At 72.2% G+C, this 16,402-nt stretch carries 13 protein-coding genes; 9 read left to right on the top strand and 4 right to left on the bottom strand.

What is annotated here, in order from left to right:
• Positions 1 to 105: 105 nt before the first annotated feature.
• The 3 genes from B0675_RS29830 to B0675_RS29820 all read left to right on the top strand — a co-directional run bounded on the left by B0675_RS29830 (position 106) and on the right by B0675_RS29820 (position 4,452).
• A complete protein-coding gene (locus tag B0675_RS29830) occupies positions 106 to 1,161 on the top strand; it encodes a tetratricopeptide repeat protein (RefSeq protein WP_081222713.1) in 1,056 nt (351 codons plus the stop codon).
• A gap of 191 nt (positions 1,162 to 1,352) precedes the next feature.
• The gene (locus B0675_RS29825) at positions 1,353 to 2,354 is read left to right on the top strand and encodes a polyprenyl synthetase family protein (RefSeq protein ID WP_241540107.1); all 1,002 of its coding nucleotides are present in this window, start codon (positions 1,353 to 1,355) and stop codon (positions 2,352 to 2,354) included.
• Positions 2,355 to 2,676: 322 nt separating this feature from the next.
• Positions 2,677 to 4,452, top strand: coding sequence for a M4 family metallopeptidase (locus B0675_RS29820; protein WP_081222711.1), 1,776 nt, complete (start codon positions 2,677 to 2,679; stop codon positions 4,450 to 4,452).
• A gap of 78 nt (positions 4,453 to 4,530) precedes the next feature.
• Here the strand turns inward: B0675_RS29820 and B0675_RS29815 are convergent, their stop codons facing one another.
• Together B0675_RS29815 and B0675_RS29810 are read right to left on the bottom strand one after the other, a co-directional pair.
• Entirely contained in the window at positions 4,531 to 5,205 is a 675-nt protein-coding gene (locus tag B0675_RS29815; protein WP_081222710.1) for an AIM24 family protein, read from the bottom strand.
• A gap of 125 nt (positions 5,206 to 5,330) precedes the next feature.
• A complete protein-coding gene (locus B0675_RS29810) occupies positions 5,331 to 5,894 on the bottom strand; it encodes an NAD(P)H-dependent oxidoreductase (RefSeq protein WP_081222709.1) in 564 nt (187 codons plus the stop codon).
• 125 nt (positions 5,895 to 6,019) lie between these two features.
• Here B0675_RS29810 and B0675_RS29805 point away from each other — a divergent pair, with 125 nt between their 5' ends.
• Complete coding sequence (locus B0675_RS29805; RefSeq protein WP_081222708.1) at positions 6,020 to 6,691, top strand: TetR/AcrR family transcriptional regulator; 672 nt, start codon at positions 6,020 to 6,022, stop codon at positions 6,689 to 6,691.
• A gap of 72 nt (positions 6,692 to 6,763) precedes the next feature.
• On the opposite strand, the gene B0675_RS29800 is transcribed toward B0675_RS29805, so the two are convergent.
• Positions 6,764 to 7,927 carry a glycoside hydrolase family 64 protein gene (locus B0675_RS29800; protein WP_241540106.1) on the bottom strand — a complete coding sequence of 388 codons (1,164 nt, stop codon included), beginning with the start codon at positions 7,925 to 7,927 and terminating at the stop codon, positions 6,764 to 6,766.
• Positions 7,928 to 8,226: 299 nt separating this feature from the next.
• On the opposite strand from B0675_RS29800, the gene B0675_RS29795 reads away from it, so the two are divergent.
• From B0675_RS29795 to B0675_RS29780, 4 genes are all read left to right on the top strand, one after another.
• Entirely contained in the window at positions 8,227 to 8,913 is a 687-nt protein-coding gene (locus B0675_RS29795; RefSeq protein WP_081222706.1) for an FCD domain-containing protein, read from the top strand.
• Entirely contained in the window at positions 8,910 to 10,292 is a 1,383-nt protein-coding gene (locus B0675_RS29790) for a hypothetical protein (protein WP_081222705.1), read from the top strand. Before B0675_RS29795 ends, B0675_RS29790 begins: the two co-directional genes overlap by 4 nt.
• On the top strand, positions 10,289 to 12,139 hold the full coding sequence (locus B0675_RS29785; RefSeq protein ID WP_081222704.1) for a GMC family oxidoreductase: 1,851 nt from the start codon (positions 10,289 to 10,291) through the stop codon (positions 12,137 to 12,139). Before B0675_RS29790 ends, B0675_RS29785 begins: the two co-directional genes overlap by 4 nt.
• Before the next feature lie 137 nt (positions 12,140 to 12,276).
• Positions 12,277 to 12,900: a hypothetical protein gene (locus tag B0675_RS29780; protein WP_081222703.1), complete on the top strand. Its 624-nt coding sequence runs from the start codon at positions 12,277 to 12,279 to the stop codon at positions 12,898 to 12,900.
• Between the two features lie 97 nt (positions 12,901 to 12,997).
• On the opposite strand, the gene B0675_RS29775 is transcribed toward B0675_RS29780, so the two are convergent.
• On the bottom strand, positions 12,998 to 14,797 hold the full coding sequence (locus B0675_RS29775; RefSeq protein ID WP_081222702.1) for a coagulation factor 5/8 type domain-containing protein: 1,800 nt from the start codon (positions 14,795 to 14,797) through the stop codon (positions 12,998 to 13,000).
• Positions 14,798 to 15,218: 421 nt separating this feature from the next.
• Between B0675_RS29775 and B0675_RS29770 the strand changes: the two genes are divergently transcribed.
• Positions 15,219 to 16,313, top strand: a complete 1,095-nt coding sequence (locus B0675_RS29770; protein WP_081222701.1) for a DUF1996 domain-containing protein — start codon at positions 15,219 to 15,221, stop codon at positions 16,311 to 16,313.
• The last annotated feature ends 89 nt before the right edge of the window (positions 16,314 to 16,402 follow it).

Genomic DNA, 16,402 nt, shown 5'->3' with positions numbered 1-16,402 from the left:
CGAGGAGCCGGGATGTTCCCACGTCAGCGCCGCACGACAGTCAGCTACAGCACACCTCCGGGCCGCACCGACCGCGGCCGGACGGTGGCAGACGGAAAGGCATTCATGTACGGCAAGGCCTTCGCCCCGGAGTACCAGGGCGCTCTGACCACCCTGTCCGTGAACTCCTCACTGACCGACGTCCTCGCGGCGGGCACCGAGCAACTGCGCGCCGCCGAGCGCGCGGGGGAGCGGACCGAGGCCGCCCGATCGGGGCTCGCGGTCGCCGAGGCGCACCGCAGGCTCGGGCAGGTGGCGGACGCGGACCGCGCGTGGAAGGCGAGTTACCGCACGGCGCGGGACGCCGGCGACGGTGCCGCGATGGCGTGGGCGCTGTGGAGCGGCGGAACGCTGGCCCGGCAGCGCGGCGCGTTCCCGCTGGCGTGGCGCCTGCTGCGGCTCGCCGCCGAACTCGGCGGCGCGTCCGGGGACATCGTGGTGCGCGGCTACTCCCTGGCCGGCATGGCCGAGACCGGCCGCATCCAGGGCGACTACGAGGCGGTGACCACCCTCCACGAACAGCTGCTGGCCGAGGCCCGCAAGCGCGGCGAGGCCCGCCACACGGTGTGGGCCCTGGAAGGCATCGCCCAGATCCACCGCAACACCGGCGCCTACGACACCGCGTACGCCCTCTTCGAGGAGGCGGCCGGCATAGCCGCAGGCGCCGAGGACCGGCGCGGCCACGCCTGGGCGCTGCGCGGCCTCGCGGACATCGTCTCCGTGCGTGACGGAGACACCGGACGCGCCCTGGAGCTGCTGACCGAGGCGGAGGCGTCCTGCCGCGCCATGAAGCTCTCCGGTGCCCTCGCGTACAACCACAAGATGCGCGGCAACGTCCTCTACCGCGCCGGCCGTTACGCCGAGGCCCGCGACGTCTACGCCGAGGCGCTCGCGGAGTTCGAGGAGATGAGCGAGCCACGCGGACGGGCGCTGTCCAGGCTGGGCCTCGCCAAGTCCCTGGCCCGACTGGGCCGGGACCGCGACGAAACCGCCGCCGAACTGGCCGAGTTGGCCGATGTTCTGGACGGCATCGGTCTCCGGCACGCCCGGCAGATGGTGGAACGGGCCCGCACGGAACTCGGGTTGGGGCCGGAGCGCACCGGAGCGGAGGCGGCACGATGACACCGACGGCCCTGCACCGGTCCACGACGGCGACCACGGCTCCGGCCGTGCCGACGGACACGGCGACGGCAACGGCACCGGTTATGACACCGGCTGTGCCGGCGACAGCGCCGGGGACCGCGGCCGGGACGACCGCGCCACCGGCCGGGGCCGGGCCCCGCACCGGTACGGCGCCGCCCGACGCCCCGTCCATCCTGCGTCGCTGCCGCGACCTCACCGCTCCCGCCCTGACGGACGCGATCGACGGACTGCACCCCTGGGTCGCGGAGATGGCCCGCTACACGCTGGGTCTGCGCGAGACCGACGGCGCGCCCGCCGGCCCCGGCCGGGGCAAGGGGATCCGGCAGGCGCTGGCCGTGCTCGGCGCCGAGGCGGTGTCCGGGGCAGGGGCGGCGGGCGTGCCGGGAGCCGTGGCCGTGGAACTCGTCCACACGTTCTCGCTGCTCCACGACGACATCATGGACGGCGACGCGCTGCGCCGCGGCCGCCCCGCGCTGTGGAAGGCGTACGGCACCGGGCCCGCCGTGCTCGCGGGCGACGCGCTGTTCGCCCTGGGTGTCGAGACCCTCGCCGTCACGCCTCACGCGGGCGCTGCCGTACGGCAGTTGACCACTGCCCTCGGTGACCTGGTCGGCGGCCAGGCCGACGACCTGCTCTTCGCGCAGCGACCCTGGACCGGGCCGGAGGCGGTCCGCGCGGGGGAGTACGTGACCATGGCCGAGCGCAAGACGGGTGCGCTGCTCGGCTGCGCGCTCGCGCTCGGCGCGCGGCTGGCGGGTGCTCCGGACTGCACGGCAGGGCAACTCGACCTCGTCGGAAGGCACCTGGGCGTCGCGTTCCAGATCGCGGACGACGTGCTCGGCATCTGGGGCGAACCGGAGCGCACCGGCAAGCCGGTCCACGGTGATCTGCGCCAGGGGAAGAAGACACTGCCGGTCCTGGTCGCCCTCGACGCGGCGCGAGGAAGCGCCGAACTCGCCGAACTCCTCACTGCCCCGGGCGCCCTCGACGGCGACCGCGCTCGTCGCGCGGCGACCCTCGTCGAGCGGGCCGGGGGACGCACCCGGGCCGAACACGAGGCCCGACGCCACCTCGCCGAAGCGTGGACGCGGCTGACGGCGCTGCGGCTCGCACCCGGCCCCGTCGACGAACTGGGCACCCTGCTCTCGGCGTTGGCCGAGCGGACGGTCTGAAGGCTCGGGCGGCTCCGGAGCCGTCGACAGCTGAGCACGCCGCGTCCGTCCCCGCCCGACCGGCCGGGCCCCTCGGCCGTGCCGTGCCGTGTCGTTCCGTGCTGTGCCGTGCGTCTCGTCCCCCGTGCGACATGGGTCACATCAGCGGTCCGGCAGGTCCCGGCAGGCAACCGGTTCCTGGCCGGTCACATCTGTCCGGTCGACGCACCGGCGGGCACGTCGGCCGGTGGTCACCCGGGGCCCGACCGGCCCCCGCGGCGCCGAACGGCGCCGTGCCACCGGGCGGTTGGCGTCGCCGGCCGCCCCGTACCGAAGGAACTCAGTGCGTAGACCCCACATACGCCGCGTGGCCATAGCCGTCGCCGTGACGACGGCCGCCACGCTTCCGGGCCCCGCCCTCGCGGCCGTGCCCGACACTCCCGCCCGCGCGGCGGCCGCGTCCTCGTCGCCCGTGGCGGCGGCCAGGGCGGCCGCCTTCGCTCATGCGGAGGACACCGGGGTGGCTCAGGGCGACACCCTGCGGGCCAAGGACGTGATGACGGACCCCGACGGCAAGCAGCACGTGCGGTTCGTCCGCGCCCACCAGGGGCTGCCGGTCCTCGGCGGTGACCTGGTCGTGCACCTCGGCGACCGGTCGCAGTACCTGGGCGTGACCCGGGCCGCCGGTCATACGGTCGAGCCCGCCACCGTCCGGGCGGAACTGACGCCCGAGCAGGCCGAGCGGAAGGCGGCCGACGCGGCCCGGGGCGACGCGGGCGCCGCCCGACTCGTCGTGGACGCCCGCGAGGGCGCCGCCGCGCTCGCCTATCAGGTGACCGTCACGGACAGCGGCACCACGGAGGCCGGCGGCTCCCGCACGGTCGTCGTGGACGCCCGCACCGGCAGGATCCGCAGCAGCATCCCGGACAACGACGAGTTCATCTCGCCGTCCCTGGCCGACACCCTGCGCGAGCGAGGCGGCAGCGCCACCCCGCAGACCGGTCTCACGGCCGGACTCCCGGGGCTCACGAGCGCCGCGCGAGCGGGCCACTACCCGGCGACGGCGACCGGAAGCGGTGCCTCGCTCTTCGCCGGGAAGGTGGCGCTGACCACCACACGGACCGCCCGGACCAGCTATGTCCTCAAGGACCCGACCCGGTGGAACACGGAGACCCGGGACGCCAGGGGACAGGAGCTGGAGTCCTTCACGCGGGGCAAGAAGATCACCGACGGCGACAACAAGTGGGGCACCGGCACCACCGCCTCCCGGGCCAGCGCCGCGGTGGACGCGCAGTACGGCATCACCAAGACGCTGGACTTCTACAAGAAGACGTTCGGCCGCAAGGGCATCAAGAACAACAGCGCCGGCGCCCGCGGGATGGTCCACTTCGGCAACAAGGTCGGCAACGCGTTCTGGGACTCGACGTGCGGCTGCATGCTGTACGGCGACGGAGACGGCCGGTACTTCAAGAAGCCGCTCGTCGTGCTCGACGTCACCGGGCACGAGCTGACCCACGGAGTCGTCGACGCGACCGCGGCGCTCGAACCCACCCGCGTGGACGACGAGGGCAACCAGTACGGCGAGCCCGGCTCCCTCAACGAGTCGCTGGCCGACATCTTCGGCTCGAACGTCGAGTTCGCGGCGAAGAACCCGAAGAACCCGCCGAACTACCTGGTGGGCGAGAAGCTGGGCCTCGCGCAGAAGTTCCTGCGCCGCCTGGACCACCCGTCCCTCGACCTCCTGGAGGAGGCCGTCGACTACTGGTCGCCCGCCGCCTACGACACCGAGGTGCACGCCGGTTCCGGTGTCTCCTCGCACGCGTACTACCTGCTCGCCGAGGGCAGCGGACGCAAGACGATCGGCGGCGTGACCTACGACTCGCCGACGTACGACGGTTCCCGCGTGACCGGCATCGGCCGGACCAAGGCGACGGCCGTCTTCTACCGGGCGCTGACCCGCTACATGGTCTCGACGACCGACTTCCATGACGCGCGCAAGGCCACGCTCAAGGCCGCCGCGGACCTGTACGGGTCGACCGGCACCGAGTACAAGGCGGTGGGCAGGGCCTGGGCGGCGGTGAACGTCACCGCGGCCAACACCCCCGCCGCGAAGCACTGACGGACGGACCCACGGGCCGGGGGTGCCACGCCGACACGGCGTGACACCCCCGGCCCCCGCTTGCCGGACCGCTGTCGGTCAGTGCTGCTGCTTCTGGGGCGTCACCTCACTGGGCCGCACGACCACATAGCCCTCGCCCTCCAGCTTCAGCTGCACCGCCTCGCCGGATCCCCCGCGGATCATCGAGCCGATGGACTGCGACCGGTGCAGGGAGGTCCGCAGATGAGCGGTCCAGCCGACGACGGCGTCCGTGTCGACGAACACCGGCTGCTGCTGCGTGACGGGAATGACCAGCGGGTTGCCCTCGCATATCAGGCCCAGGTCGCCGTGGCCGGTGAAGACACTGTTGAACAGGCCACCGCCGGTGATGCCCGCACCCTTCACGGTCTTGATGTCGTACGACAGCGTGGCGTCGAAGCACAGGACGTTGCGGCCGTTGACCGTGAAGACGTCGCCCGGCTCGATGCCCACGATGAAGCAGTTCTGCGCCTCGTGCGCGAACCAGGCCTCGCCCTGCCCGCGGACGGTCATCAGCGGAAGCCCCTCACCGGTGACGGCACGCTTGAGCATGCCGCCCACGCCCTGGCCCTTGCGCTCGAACTGGAGGCTGCCCCGGTAGGCGACCATCGCGCCCTGGCGCGCGAACATCTCCCCCTGGACGGCGTACTTGATGGATTTGGCGTTCTGCAGCGTCATGCCCGCCGCGACGGCGGGCTGCACCATGTGGTCACTGGAAAAGAGATCACTCTTCATGCGGGCATCCTGTCGCGGAGGCCGCCGCTCCGCCAGGGTCGTGGCGATCTTGGGACGCGTGGTGACCGAGCCGCGACATGCCGAGGGCCGGCCCGGGTCAACCGGACCGGCCCACAAGCGAGTTGTCAGGCGACCTCGACCGCGCCGACGTGGCTGTGCAGACGGTTCACGACCTCGGCGATCTGGGCGGCGACCTCCGCGTCGTCGGCCGGGTGCGTCTCCGCGAAGCGGACCACGGAGCCGGGGACGGAGAGCTTGACGTCCTCGAGGACGGTGCCGCCGGCGATGCCCACGGCCTTGCGGGCCTCGTCCTGCGCCCACACGCCGCCGAACTGGCCGTACGCGGTGCCGACCACGACGACCGGCTTGCCGCTGAAGGCGCCGGCGCCGTAGGGACGGGACAGCCAGTCGATGGCGTTCTTCAGCACGGCCGGGATGGTGCCGTTGTACTCGGGGGAGAAGAGCAGGAAGGCGTCGGCGGAGCCGGCCACCTCACGCAGCCGGGCGGCGGCGGGGGGAACATCGCCCTCGATGTCGATGTCCTCGTTGTAGAAGGGGATCTCGGCGAGGCCCTCGAAGAGCTCGACCTCGGCACCCTCCGGGGCGAGCTTCACGGCCGCCTCGGCGAGCTGACGGTTGTGGGAACCGGCGCGCAGGCTGCCGACGAGCGCGAGGATGCGAACGGACATGGATATCTCCCGATACTGGAAACGCTGAAACACTGCGGCAACAAACCGGACCGAGGTCCGCTTACAGGTTTATCACCGAAGCGGACCGCAGTCCAGTTGGCCCCGATTGCCGTTACGCTGGGTTCATGTCCACGCCACTCCCACCGTTCCCGAAGCGACAGGACCCGTCCGACGAGCCCGTTCTGATGGAGCTGACCGCCCCCGGCGCCGCCCCGCTGCGCGCCGACGCGGCCCGCAACCGCGCGCGACTCCTGGAGGCCGCCGCCCGCCTGGTCGAGGAGCAGGGAGTGGACCGGCTCACGATGGAGGCCGTCGCCACCGCCGCGGCGGTGGGCAAGGGGACCGTCTTCCGGCGCTTCGGCGACCGCACCGGCCTGCTGATGGCACTGCTCGACCACACCGAGCAGCGCTTCCAGGCCGCCTTCATGGCCGGCCCGGCGCCCCTGGGGCCCGGTGCCGAACCGGCGGAGCGGCTGCGCGCCTTCGGCTGCCGCACTCTGCGCCAGACCTCGGAGCAGCTCGACCTGTACCTCGCCGCCGAGCCCGACGCGAGCCGCCGTTTCACGTCCGCGCCGTACCGGGTGCGGCTGATGCACGTCTGCATGCTGCTGCGCCAGGCGGGCTCGGGCGCGGATGTCGAACTGGTCGCCCAGACCCTGATGGGCTACCTGGACCCGGTGCTCGTCAGCCATCTCACCCGGCAGCGCGGAATGCCCCTGGAGCGCCTGGAGTCCGGCTGGCGCGACCTGGTGGACCGCAGTCTCGCTCCCCGGCCGGCCCGGCCCGGTGGCGAGTAGGGCGGCACAGGGAAGGGAGACGGGGCGGGTGCCCTGTCCCGGCACCCGCCCCGTCCCGCCCCCGTGCGTCGGTCAGCTGAAGGGGTCCAGCGTCACGTAGGCCTGCTGCGGGTTGCCGTCGTGGACGAGGGACTCGTAGTTGCCGACGTCGTCGAAGGCGAACGCGTAGGCCTTGCCGTCGGCCATCTGCGCGTGGATCTTGCGGGCGTACTGGTTGGTCACCGAGTCCGCGTAGAAGTTGGCGGAGTTGGCGTCCGGCTGATTGGGATTGGTCAGCAGCGTCGAGCGGTTGAAGCCCGCGCACAGGGTGCGTGAAATGGGGCCCCGTACCAGGTCGTTGGGCGCGTCGAGCTTCTTGTAGCAGCCGAAGATGCTGTCCGAGTCGGGCTTCTGGAAGCTGGTGACGACGGCGCCGGAGCTGTTGGTGAAGTTCATGACGTTGCCGGAGACCCGGCCGAAGTACTTCGTGTTCGGCTGGTCGCCGAACGGTGTCACCGTCAGCGTCGAGGAGCTGTACTTCTGCCAGACGCGGTTGACGTAGTCGTCCATCACGGTGGCCGGAAGCGCGCCCCCCTCGATGCCGTGCCCCGGTGCGAGCGCCCGCAGCACGGTGCCGTCGGACCGGGTCTGGATCAGGTTCGCCCAGCCGCCCGGCTGGCTCCGCAGCGCGTTGAAGAAGCCGGTGTACCCGCCCGCCTTGAGGTGCCCGGTGGTCTTCGTGGTCCCGTCGGACGCCTTGACGCCGACGGCGTACGGGGCGGAGAACATGTCGACCTGGGTGCTGTTGATCCACAGGCCGGAGTCGTTGAGCGTGTACTCGGACCAGTTGAAGAGGATGTTGTGGTTCGGGTCGCTCGGATTCTGCACGGCCGGCTGCACGAGACCGCCGGTCGTCACGCGGAAGTCGAGCTTCTGCCCGAACGAGAAGTAGAGCCGCCCGGAGAACTTGGGCAACTGGATCGTCTTCGTCTGCCCGTTGGCCGGGCCCACGATCGACGCGTCGGGCGCGGGAGTCGGCGGGTTGCCGCCCGCCGGCCAGGCGTGGAAAGCGCCGCCCGCGTCGGCCCAGCCCTGCTGTCCCGTCGAGAGCTGGGTGCCGAGGTCGTAGATGTAGACGGGTTCGTTGCGGCCCGAGTTGTTCGTGAACGTGAGGGGGATGGTCGCGGGGACCGCCGCCTCGGCACGGGAGGGCGTGCCGAAGGTGAGCAGGGTCGTCGTGAGCGTGGCAGCGGCCAGGGTCCAGGTCGTCCATCTGGATGTCGCGCGCACTCTCTGCCTCCTTGATGTGGGGGTTCAGCGAGGTGGATGTCGGCGGACGCGGCTCGTCCGTATCCGGTTGAGAGCGCTCTCAGAATTACGCCGCACGGCGTACATGTCAACGATTCACACAAAGTTGGTCCGGTCCAACCCGCCGTCCGGCCAACGGAGTTCACGTAAGGATCCGGCAATGCGACCTTGTGTACGTGGGGTTGACCTTGAGGGTGGTCCACTGGTTCAGTGGCTCATCCACTCAGCCACTGCCCGAAGGGGGAATCGTGGAGGCTCTGCCCCGCGAGACGATCGTCGACGTCCTGGAGGACCGACTGCGCACGGACATCCTCGACGGCCGCCACCCGGCCGGGAGTTACCTGCCCCCGGAGCGACGGCTCGCCGACGGGTACGGCGTCACGCGCACCTCGCTCAAGCACGCCTTCGGCCGGCTCGTCCAGGCCGGGCTGCTGGAGACCAGGCACGGCGTCGGGACCCGGGTGAGGGACTACGCCCGGCTCGGTGGGGCGGATCTGCTGCCGATGCTGGTCCGGCACGACGCCGGATGGGTGCGCGAGGTCTTCGAAGTCCGGCGCGGCATCGGCGCGTTGATAGCCGAGCGGGCCGCCGCCCGGGGCACCCGCGCCCAGCGCGCCGAACTGGCCGCACTGCTCGACGCCGTCCGCGGGGCCGACGGCGCGGACGCGGTACAGCTCGCCGACATCGAGGTGCACCGGGCCCTGGCCCGGGCCACCGGCAACCGTGTCTACGTCCTGCTGACCAATACGCTCTTCAACGCCTATCTGCCCGTCCGCTCGCTCCTGAAGGGACCCTTCACCGATCCGGGGGTGGCGCACGACCGTCTGGTGCCGGTGGTCGAGGCGGTCACCGACGGGGACGCCACCCGGGCCCACGCGGCGGCCGCCGCCTATCTGCGGGAGACCGAGCGCATCATGCTGGACGGCCTCGCGTGAGGGGCACCGTGTTCACCGAGACCATGCTCGGCACGGTCCGCATCGACGGCGACCCCGGCGAGCGGCGCCTGCGCCTCGACCTGCGCGCCGACGCCGACCGGGTCCTCCTCCCGCACCGGACGACGCACGCCCGTCTCACCGGCCGCGTCCGGATCGCCGGACACACCGACGACCGCGGCGCCACGGGCGAGTTGGAGATCTCACCGATCGCCCGCCGACGCATCCGCTACCGGCTCGCGTTCACCGTCGACGGCTGCCGTCTCACCCTGGACGGCTGGAAGTCCGTGACCCCGCGCCACCCCTTCACCTCGATGACCGTGCTGCCCTTCACGCTGTACGACGGCGAGGCGCGAGCAGGCGAAGGAGTCCTGCGCTTCCCCGCCGCCACCGGCCTCGCCCCGTTCCTGCTCGGCTTCCGCTTCCCCCGCCGCGAGCGCCCCGAGCGGCACACGGGTCCCCGTTGGAACGGGACTCCGGGCCGCACCGAGGTCTGGTACACCACCCTCACCGACCCCGACACCGGCACCGGCGTGTGGGTGCACCACGAACTCACCGCGCCCACCGACGGATCGGCACCCGTCGCGCACGGTTGGGTCGCCGCCTTCCCCCGCGCCGGCGAGGTCTCGCACGCCCGCTTCGGACCCGTCCCCTGGACCCGGCCGACGGACGGATTCGCCGCCGACGGGGTGAGCAGCACGGCGGGTCGCCTGAGCGGTACCGCCGGCGACTTCCACTGGAATCTCGACGAACGACCGCAGGCGGAAGCGCTGTTCACCTTCCCCCGCTGGTCCTGGAACCGGCCCCTGCTCCCCGCGGCCCAGATGCTCCCGGCCGCCCGCGCCACCTACGACGGCACGTTCACGTACGGCGGCACGACCCTCACCCTGCGCGGCGCGCCCGGAGCGTCGGCCCGGATCTACGGGCACGGCAACGCCCACCGGTGGACCTGGCTGCACGCCGACCTCGGCGACGGCGACGTGCTGGAGATCGTCGCGGCCGTGTCCACCCGGCCCGCTCTGCGCCGGCTGCCCCCGCTCGTCTTCCTGCGGCTGCGCCGGCACGGCCGGACCTGGCCCCGGCGCCCCGAACGTTCCGCCGTCGGCTGGTTCGGCCTCGGACGCTTCCGCGCCGCGTTCGGCCTGCCCGTGTGGACGGTCACCGGCCGAACGGCCTTGCGCCGCATCCGCGTTCAGGTGGAACAACCCCCCAAGCGGACCCTCACCCTCACCTACCGCGCCCCGGACGGAGCCCCCGCGGTGTGCCGCAACAGCGAGTCGGCCGACGCCCGGATCGTGCTGGAACGCTGGTGGGGGCGCTGGCGGCCCGAGGCGACCTGGGAACTCGACGGGACCGCGCACGCCGAGGCGGGCGACCGATGACCGCCGACGGACTCGTCGCGGCGCTCCTCGCCGACTCGGGCGACGCCGACTGGCCCGCCCGCGTGCCGAGCCGCCTCGACACGGTCCTCACCAGCCTGCCCCGGCCCGCCCGGGCCGGTGTCCGCACCGCCGTCGGCGCCCTGGAGACGTACGCCGTCCTGCGTACCGGCAGACGCCTCACCGCCCTCACGCCTGGTGAACGCGAGGACGTCCTCGGCTCCCTCGCCGCGCACCCCCGGCTCGCCCCGTTCCTCGACGTCCTCAAGGTTCCCGTGCTGCTCGCCGCCGGCACCGAACGGATGATGGCCGGCCCCGCGCCCACGCCACCCGCGGCGCCCCCGGACCCGCCGCTCGACTGCACCCCGGCCGGTGACTGGCCGGCCCGGAGCACCGCCGACGTGATCGTCGTCGGCTCCGGCGCCGGCGGAGCCATGGCCGCCCGGACCCTCGCCCGCGCCGGACTCGACGTGGTGGTCCTGGAGGAGGGCGAGCACCACTCCACGGCCTCCTTCGGACGCCGGGCACCCCTCGACCGGTTCGCCGAGCTGTACCGGGACGGGGGCGCCACCGTCGCCCTCGGCAACCCGCCGCTGCTGCTGCCGGTCGGCCGCGCGGTCGGCGGCACCACCGTCGTCAACTCCGGCACCTGCTACCGGACTCCGGACCACGTCCTGGCCCGCTGGAGCGGCACGTTCGGCTTCGCGCTCGCCGACGGATTCGGGCCCCTCCTCGACGAGGTGGAACACACCCTCCGGGTGGCGCCGCAACCCCTCGACGTCCTCGGCACCAACGGCCTGCTCGCCCTGGCCGGCGCCGAACGACTCGGCTGGCGGGCCGCGCCCCTGCGCCGCAACGCGCCCGGCTGCAAAGGCTCCTGCCAGTGCGTGGTGGGCTGCCCGACCGGCGCGAAACAGAGCGTCCAGCTCTCCGTCCTGCCCGACGCCTGCGCCGCGGGCGCCCGGATCGTCACCGGGGTGCGCGCCCACCGCGTCCTGCTGGACCGCGACGTGCCGGGCGGACCCCGCGCCGCGGGGGTGCTGGCCCGCCGGGCCGACGGCAGCGAACTGGAGATCCTCGCGCCCCTCGTCGTGGCCGCGGCCGGGACACTCCATACACCGGGGCTGCTGCGCCGCTCCGGTCTCGGCGGGCACCCCCGCCTGGGCCGCAACCTCAGCGTCCACCCGGCCACCAGCGTCGCCGGACGCTTCGCCGAACCCGTCACAGCCTCGCGCGGCGTGCTGCAGAGCGTCGGCGTCGAGGAACTCCACGAACGCGGTGTCCTCGTCGAGGCGACCGCGAGCCCGCCGGGCATGGGCAGCTTCGTCCTGCCGGGCCTCGGCCGCGAACTGCGGCGCGAACTGGAGGGCGCCGACCACCTCGCGACCCTCGGCGCCATGATCGCCGACCGCCCCTGTGGCCGGGTCGTGGGCCGCGACCGCACCGTGGTCGGCTACGCCCTCGACCCGCGCGACGGGGACCGCCTGATGACAGCCGTACGCGCCATGGGCCGTCTGCTGTTCGCCGCGGGCGCCGAGGAGGTCCTCACCGGTGTCGCGAGCGCGCCCCGGGCCCGCTCGCTCGACGCGCTCGACGACCTCCTCGCGGGCGTGGGGCCTCGCGATCTGCGCCTTTCGGCGTTCCACCCGACCGGCACCGTGGCCGCGGGCGCCGATCCCGGGCGCGCTCCCGCCGACCCCGAGGGACGGCTGCGCGGTGTCCACGGCGTGCTCGTCGCGGACGGCTCGGTCCTGCCGGCCTGCCCGGAGGTCAACCCGCAGCTGAGCATCATGGCGGCGGCCCTGGCGGTGTCCCAGGCGTGGCTCGACCGCACGGGACACGGCCGCTGAGCTCCCCGCGCCACCCCAATGGGCGCCCGTGGTTCGCCGCCACCGCGCACGGCACGGAGCATGAGGGAGTCCGTACGAACGGAAGTGGACGAGCCGACGAGCCCCCGTGCCCCGTACGGCAGGAAGAGGCGAAACCCATGAGCAGACGCGCAACCCCCGGCCGAGGCGGATCACGGCATGTCGCTGCCCTGCTGGCCGCGATCGCGTGCGGGTCCCTCCTGGTCTCGTGCAGTTCGGACAGCGACAACGACAGCGGGGCGGCCTCCGCCAATCCCACCCCGCCGAACGCCTCCGACTTCACGGGGACACCGCCCTCCGCGATCGCCTCCGCCGCCTCCTCGATCATCGAGTCCGCGAGCGGCCGGGCGTCGTCCGCGGCCGCCTCCGTGTCCGCCCGGGCCTCGGAGTTCGCCGCGTCGGTCAACGCCGACACCGAACGCGCCGCCGTCACCGCCCAGAAGCAGCTGAAGGACGTCAAGGGCGCCGGCAACGCGACCTCCGACGTCAGCATGACCGGCCTGCCCACCGGGGAGACCGGCGGCCTGCGCGCCGTGGTCGTCACCATCACCAACACGACCGACCAGAAGGCGTCGTACGCCGTCCAGGTCGACTTCAAGAACCCCGACGGGAAGGTCGTGGAGACCCGCTACGTCGGCAAGGAGAACCTCGAACCGGGCAAGCGCGCGCAGCCGGTCGTGGTCAGCCGGCAGCCCGCCGAGCCCCAGCTCACCCCCGTGCTCGCGAAGGCCCAGCGCTACTGAACCCTCGGCGGCCGCACCACGGCCGGCCGTCCACCGCCGGGACCCGCCCTCCTCAGCAGGAGGACGGGTCCCGGCGGTGCGCCGTGGGCGGCAACCGTCAGGGGTAGGAGACCACCGTGGACGGCACGGTGGAGGTGCCCGACGTGGGCGCCCCCGTGTCGTTGATGACCCGCTCGTACTGTCCGGCCCCGCCCAGCGAGACGACCAGCAGGTCGTGGAACTTCACGCCCGGCTTGTTCGGCGCCGCGAAGCCGTGGTGCTGCACGATCGTCGGGTCGACGTTGTAGTAGCAGTAGCTGCCCAGACCCCAGCCCTCGTGCGTGGTCACGGAGTCGGCCACCTTGTAGGCCGCGTACCCCTTGATGCTGCCGTTCTGGATGGCCGCCTGGTTCGGGGCGTCGTAGGCCTTCTCGTTCTGGAAGAAGATGGTGCGGCCCCGCTCGCCGAACCACTGGACGTCGTACTTGTTGAAGTGTTCGACGAACAGCCCGGTGGCGAGGACGTCGGAGCCGTTGACGCGGATGCCGTAGTCGGCCCGGTTGGTGTCCCAGCCGACGCCGGTGCCGTGGTCGGCCCGCCACACCCAGGTGTGGTCGATGATCGTGTGGCGGCTGTTGATGACCATGCTGGTCGTCGCCTTGCCCGCGCCGGCCCCGCCGATGCGCACGAACACGTCCTGCACGGTGGTCGGGTTGGCCGAGTGGTCGGCCGAGGCGCCCGTCGGGCCGACTTCCAGGAGCGTGTTGGAGTTGACGGGTCCGGCGTCGATCAGGAATCCGGCGAGCCGGACACCGTCGACGTCGGCCGTCCGCAGCGCGGTGACGCCGTTGTCCGGGATGAGCGTGGCGTAGCCGAGTCCGAGGACCACGGTGCCGGCGCGGTTGACCTGGATCGGCTGGTCCAGGTGGTAGATGCCCGGCGTGAGCAGCAGGTGGAGCCCCTGGGTGAGGGCCGCGTTCAGGGTGGCGGCGGTGACACCGGGCTTGGCCACGTAGAACTGGCTGAGCGGCAGCGACGTGCCGCGCGGCGTGCCGCTGCCCCAGGTGACGCCGCGCGCGTTGGTGCGCTTCTCCGGCAGGAACACCCGGTACTCGCTGCCATTGAGGTACAGGAACGGCTTCTCCCGGGAGACCGGGGTGGTGTCGAGCGTGGTGTACGGCGGGTTCGGGAAGGACTGCGCCGGCGCGCCCTGGACGCCGGAGAACACCATGTTCCAGACGGCGTTGGACCAGCCGCCCACCGAACTGTCACGGGTGTACCACTGCTGCTGCGAGTAGGGGCCGACCGAACCGTCGATCCTGCTGTCGGCGATGTAGCCGCCGCTGGCCCATCCGTAGCCGTTCGGGGCGAGGTTGAGGCCGCCCCGCACGTGCATCCGGCGGAACGGCGCCGCCTGCGCGACCGCCCAGCGGTTGGTGCCGTTGACCGGGGTGAGGGCGAGGTTCTCCGCCGAACGCCAGAAGTTCTGGGTGGCGTTGCCGTTGAACCAGCCGGCGTCGACGGTCACGTCGCCGTTGATCGACGTGTCGTCCGGGGACAGACCGAGGCCCGCGATCGAGGTGTAGAAGCCGAGCTGGGCGTTGAGCCCGTTGTACGTACCCGGCTTGAACAGGAGCGCGTAGCGGCCCGTGCCGAACTGCGCGGTCTCCTGCTGCTTGAAGATCTGGTCGAGCCTGGCCTGGATGCCCGCCGTCGACGGGTCGAAGACGATGACGTTGGGGCCGAGGTCACCACCGCCGGGCAGGGCGGCCGCCTGCGGGGCCGGCGCGGCGGACGCGGGGGAGGACAGGGCGAGGATCCCGGGCGTCGCCGCGGCGGCGGCCATCGCTCCGAGAACGGTGCGGCGCGCGACGGAGGAGCGGCCGGAGTCCGGGGTGTCCGTGGGGGTGTGCGACATGGGGGGCGACTCTCCTGGTTCAGGAAGTGAACGGTGGGAGGTTGGGGGAGCGCTCTCTTGCCGATGCATGCTTCATCCAGGTGAACGACGCGTCAAGAGTTGTGACCGGAGTACCGGATGTTGTTGCCGACTGAACCGTCGACTCGGCCTCAATTTGCTGCACTTGATGAGTCTTTAAGGGGACTTGAGGGCGGTTTCCCGGCGTCCAGGTGCGTTCAAGAGATGCGTGCATCGCACGCAGTGATTCTCCGTCAGCTCCCTTGACACCCTTGCGCAACCGCCACAACACTCCTCGACGGGAGAGCGCTCTCCCAGTTTCCACGGCACATGTGATGGACCGTCACGCGGGCGGCCTCGGACCGCACTTCGTCCGTGGGTCGCCCGGCCCCCACCGTCCCCATCGACGTGGCAGGAGGTCTCCATGGCACGGAGATCGAAGATCGTCTCAGGAATCCTGATGTCCAGCGCACTGGTCCTCACCACGCTCGGCCTGGCCGGCGTGGCGATGAGCGCCGACCCGGCATCGGGCGCGACAACCTCGGTGGCCGGTTCGGCCACCGTCCACACCGGGCACGCGATGCCCGTCTCGACGCTCGCCTCGCCCGAGGACCCGGACGGCGACGGATACATCCCGGCGAACCCGCCGGTGACCGGGGTCGTCCCCTCCAAGGCGGAGCCGACGCACCGGTACTTCCACGAGTTCCAGGCGAACTGTTCGGTGTCCCACACCCGGCCGGACGACCCGATCGTCTACCCCGGCCAGCCGGGCAAGTCGCACGACCACACCTTCATGGGCAACACCACCACGAACGCGGCCAGCACCACCGCCTCGCTCGACTCCGGCGGGACCACCTGCAAGGCCCCCGGCGACAAGTCGGCCTACTGGATGCCGACCCTGCTCAACGGCAGCACACCCGTGCTTCCGGTGGGCCCCCAGGTCATCTACTACAAGGCCGGGGTCACCGACTACACCAGCGTGCGGCCCTTCCCCAAGGGACTGCGCTTCGTCGTCGGCAGCCCCCTGCAGTCGGCGGCCGACTTCCGCAACCACCGCGGTTTCGTGGAGGGCTGGGAGTGCGGCGACAGCTTCTTCAACGTCGACTTTCCCGCGCAGTGCCCGAACAGGGCCGACGTCCAGCTCAACATCCGCTTCCAGGCGCCCAGTTGCTGGGACGGCAAGTACCTGGACACCCCCAACCACCAGAGCCACATGGCGTATCCGGTGGTCAACCCCGGCACGAACAACAACATCTGCCCGGACGACCACCCCGTCGCCCTGCCGATGATCGAGTTCAAGATGGCCTTCCCGGTCAACGGCGACATGTCCAAGGTGAAACTGGCGAGCGGCGCCGGCTACTCCTTCCACTACGACTTCTTCAACGCCTGGGACGCGCCGACGCTCAAGGCGCTCGTCGACCACTGTGTCGTCGGCGGCCTCCAGTGCGACGCCCGCGGCTACGACCAGACCCACCCCGAGGCGGGCGCGGCGCTCGACGCGAACTACCGGCTTCCCTGACGCCGGCACTCCCGCCGGCCGGTACATGGCCCCGGCCGGCGGGATCCCACCGCCCGACCCCCTGCTCCTCCCCCCTCACCCGCACACCG

Origin of the sequence: Streptomyces sp. M41(2017), assembly GCF_002078175.1 — a bacterium.
In the GTDB taxonomy this organism is placed as follows: domain Bacteria; phylum Actinomycetota; class Actinomycetes; order Streptomycetales; family Streptomycetaceae; genus Streptomyces.
This window is presented reverse-complemented; position numbering and strand designations above follow the sequence as displayed.

Coding starts and splice junctions, on each gene's coding strand:
- B0675_RS29830 (WP_081222713.1), top strand. CDS start 106: ATGTACGGCAAGGCCTTCGCCCCGGAGTACCAGGGCGCTCTGACCACC.
- B0675_RS29815 (WP_081222710.1), bottom strand. CDS start 5,205: ATGAAGAGTGATCTCTTTTCCAGTGACCACATGGTGCAGCCCGCCGTC.
- B0675_RS29810 (WP_081222709.1), bottom strand. CDS start 5,894: ATGTCCGTTCGCATCCTCGCGCTCGTCGGCAGCCTGCGCGCCGGTTCC.
- B0675_RS29805 (WP_081222708.1), top strand. CDS start 6,020: ATGTCCACGCCACTCCCACCGTTCCCGAAGCGACAGGACCCGTCCGAC.
- B0675_RS29785 (WP_081222704.1), top strand. CDS start 10,289: ATGACCGCCGACGGACTCGTCGCGGCGCTCCTCGCCGACTCGGGCGAC.
- B0675_RS29780 (WP_081222703.1), top strand. CDS start 12,277: ATGAGCAGACGCGCAACCCCCGGCCGAGGCGGATCACGGCATGTCGCT.
- B0675_RS29775 (WP_081222702.1), bottom strand. CDS start 14,797: ATGTCGCACACCCCCACGGACACCCCGGACTCCGGCCGCTCCTCCGTC.
- B0675_RS29770 (WP_081222701.1), top strand. CDS start 15,219: ATGGCACGGAGATCGAAGATCGTCTCAGGAATCCTGATGTCCAGCGCA.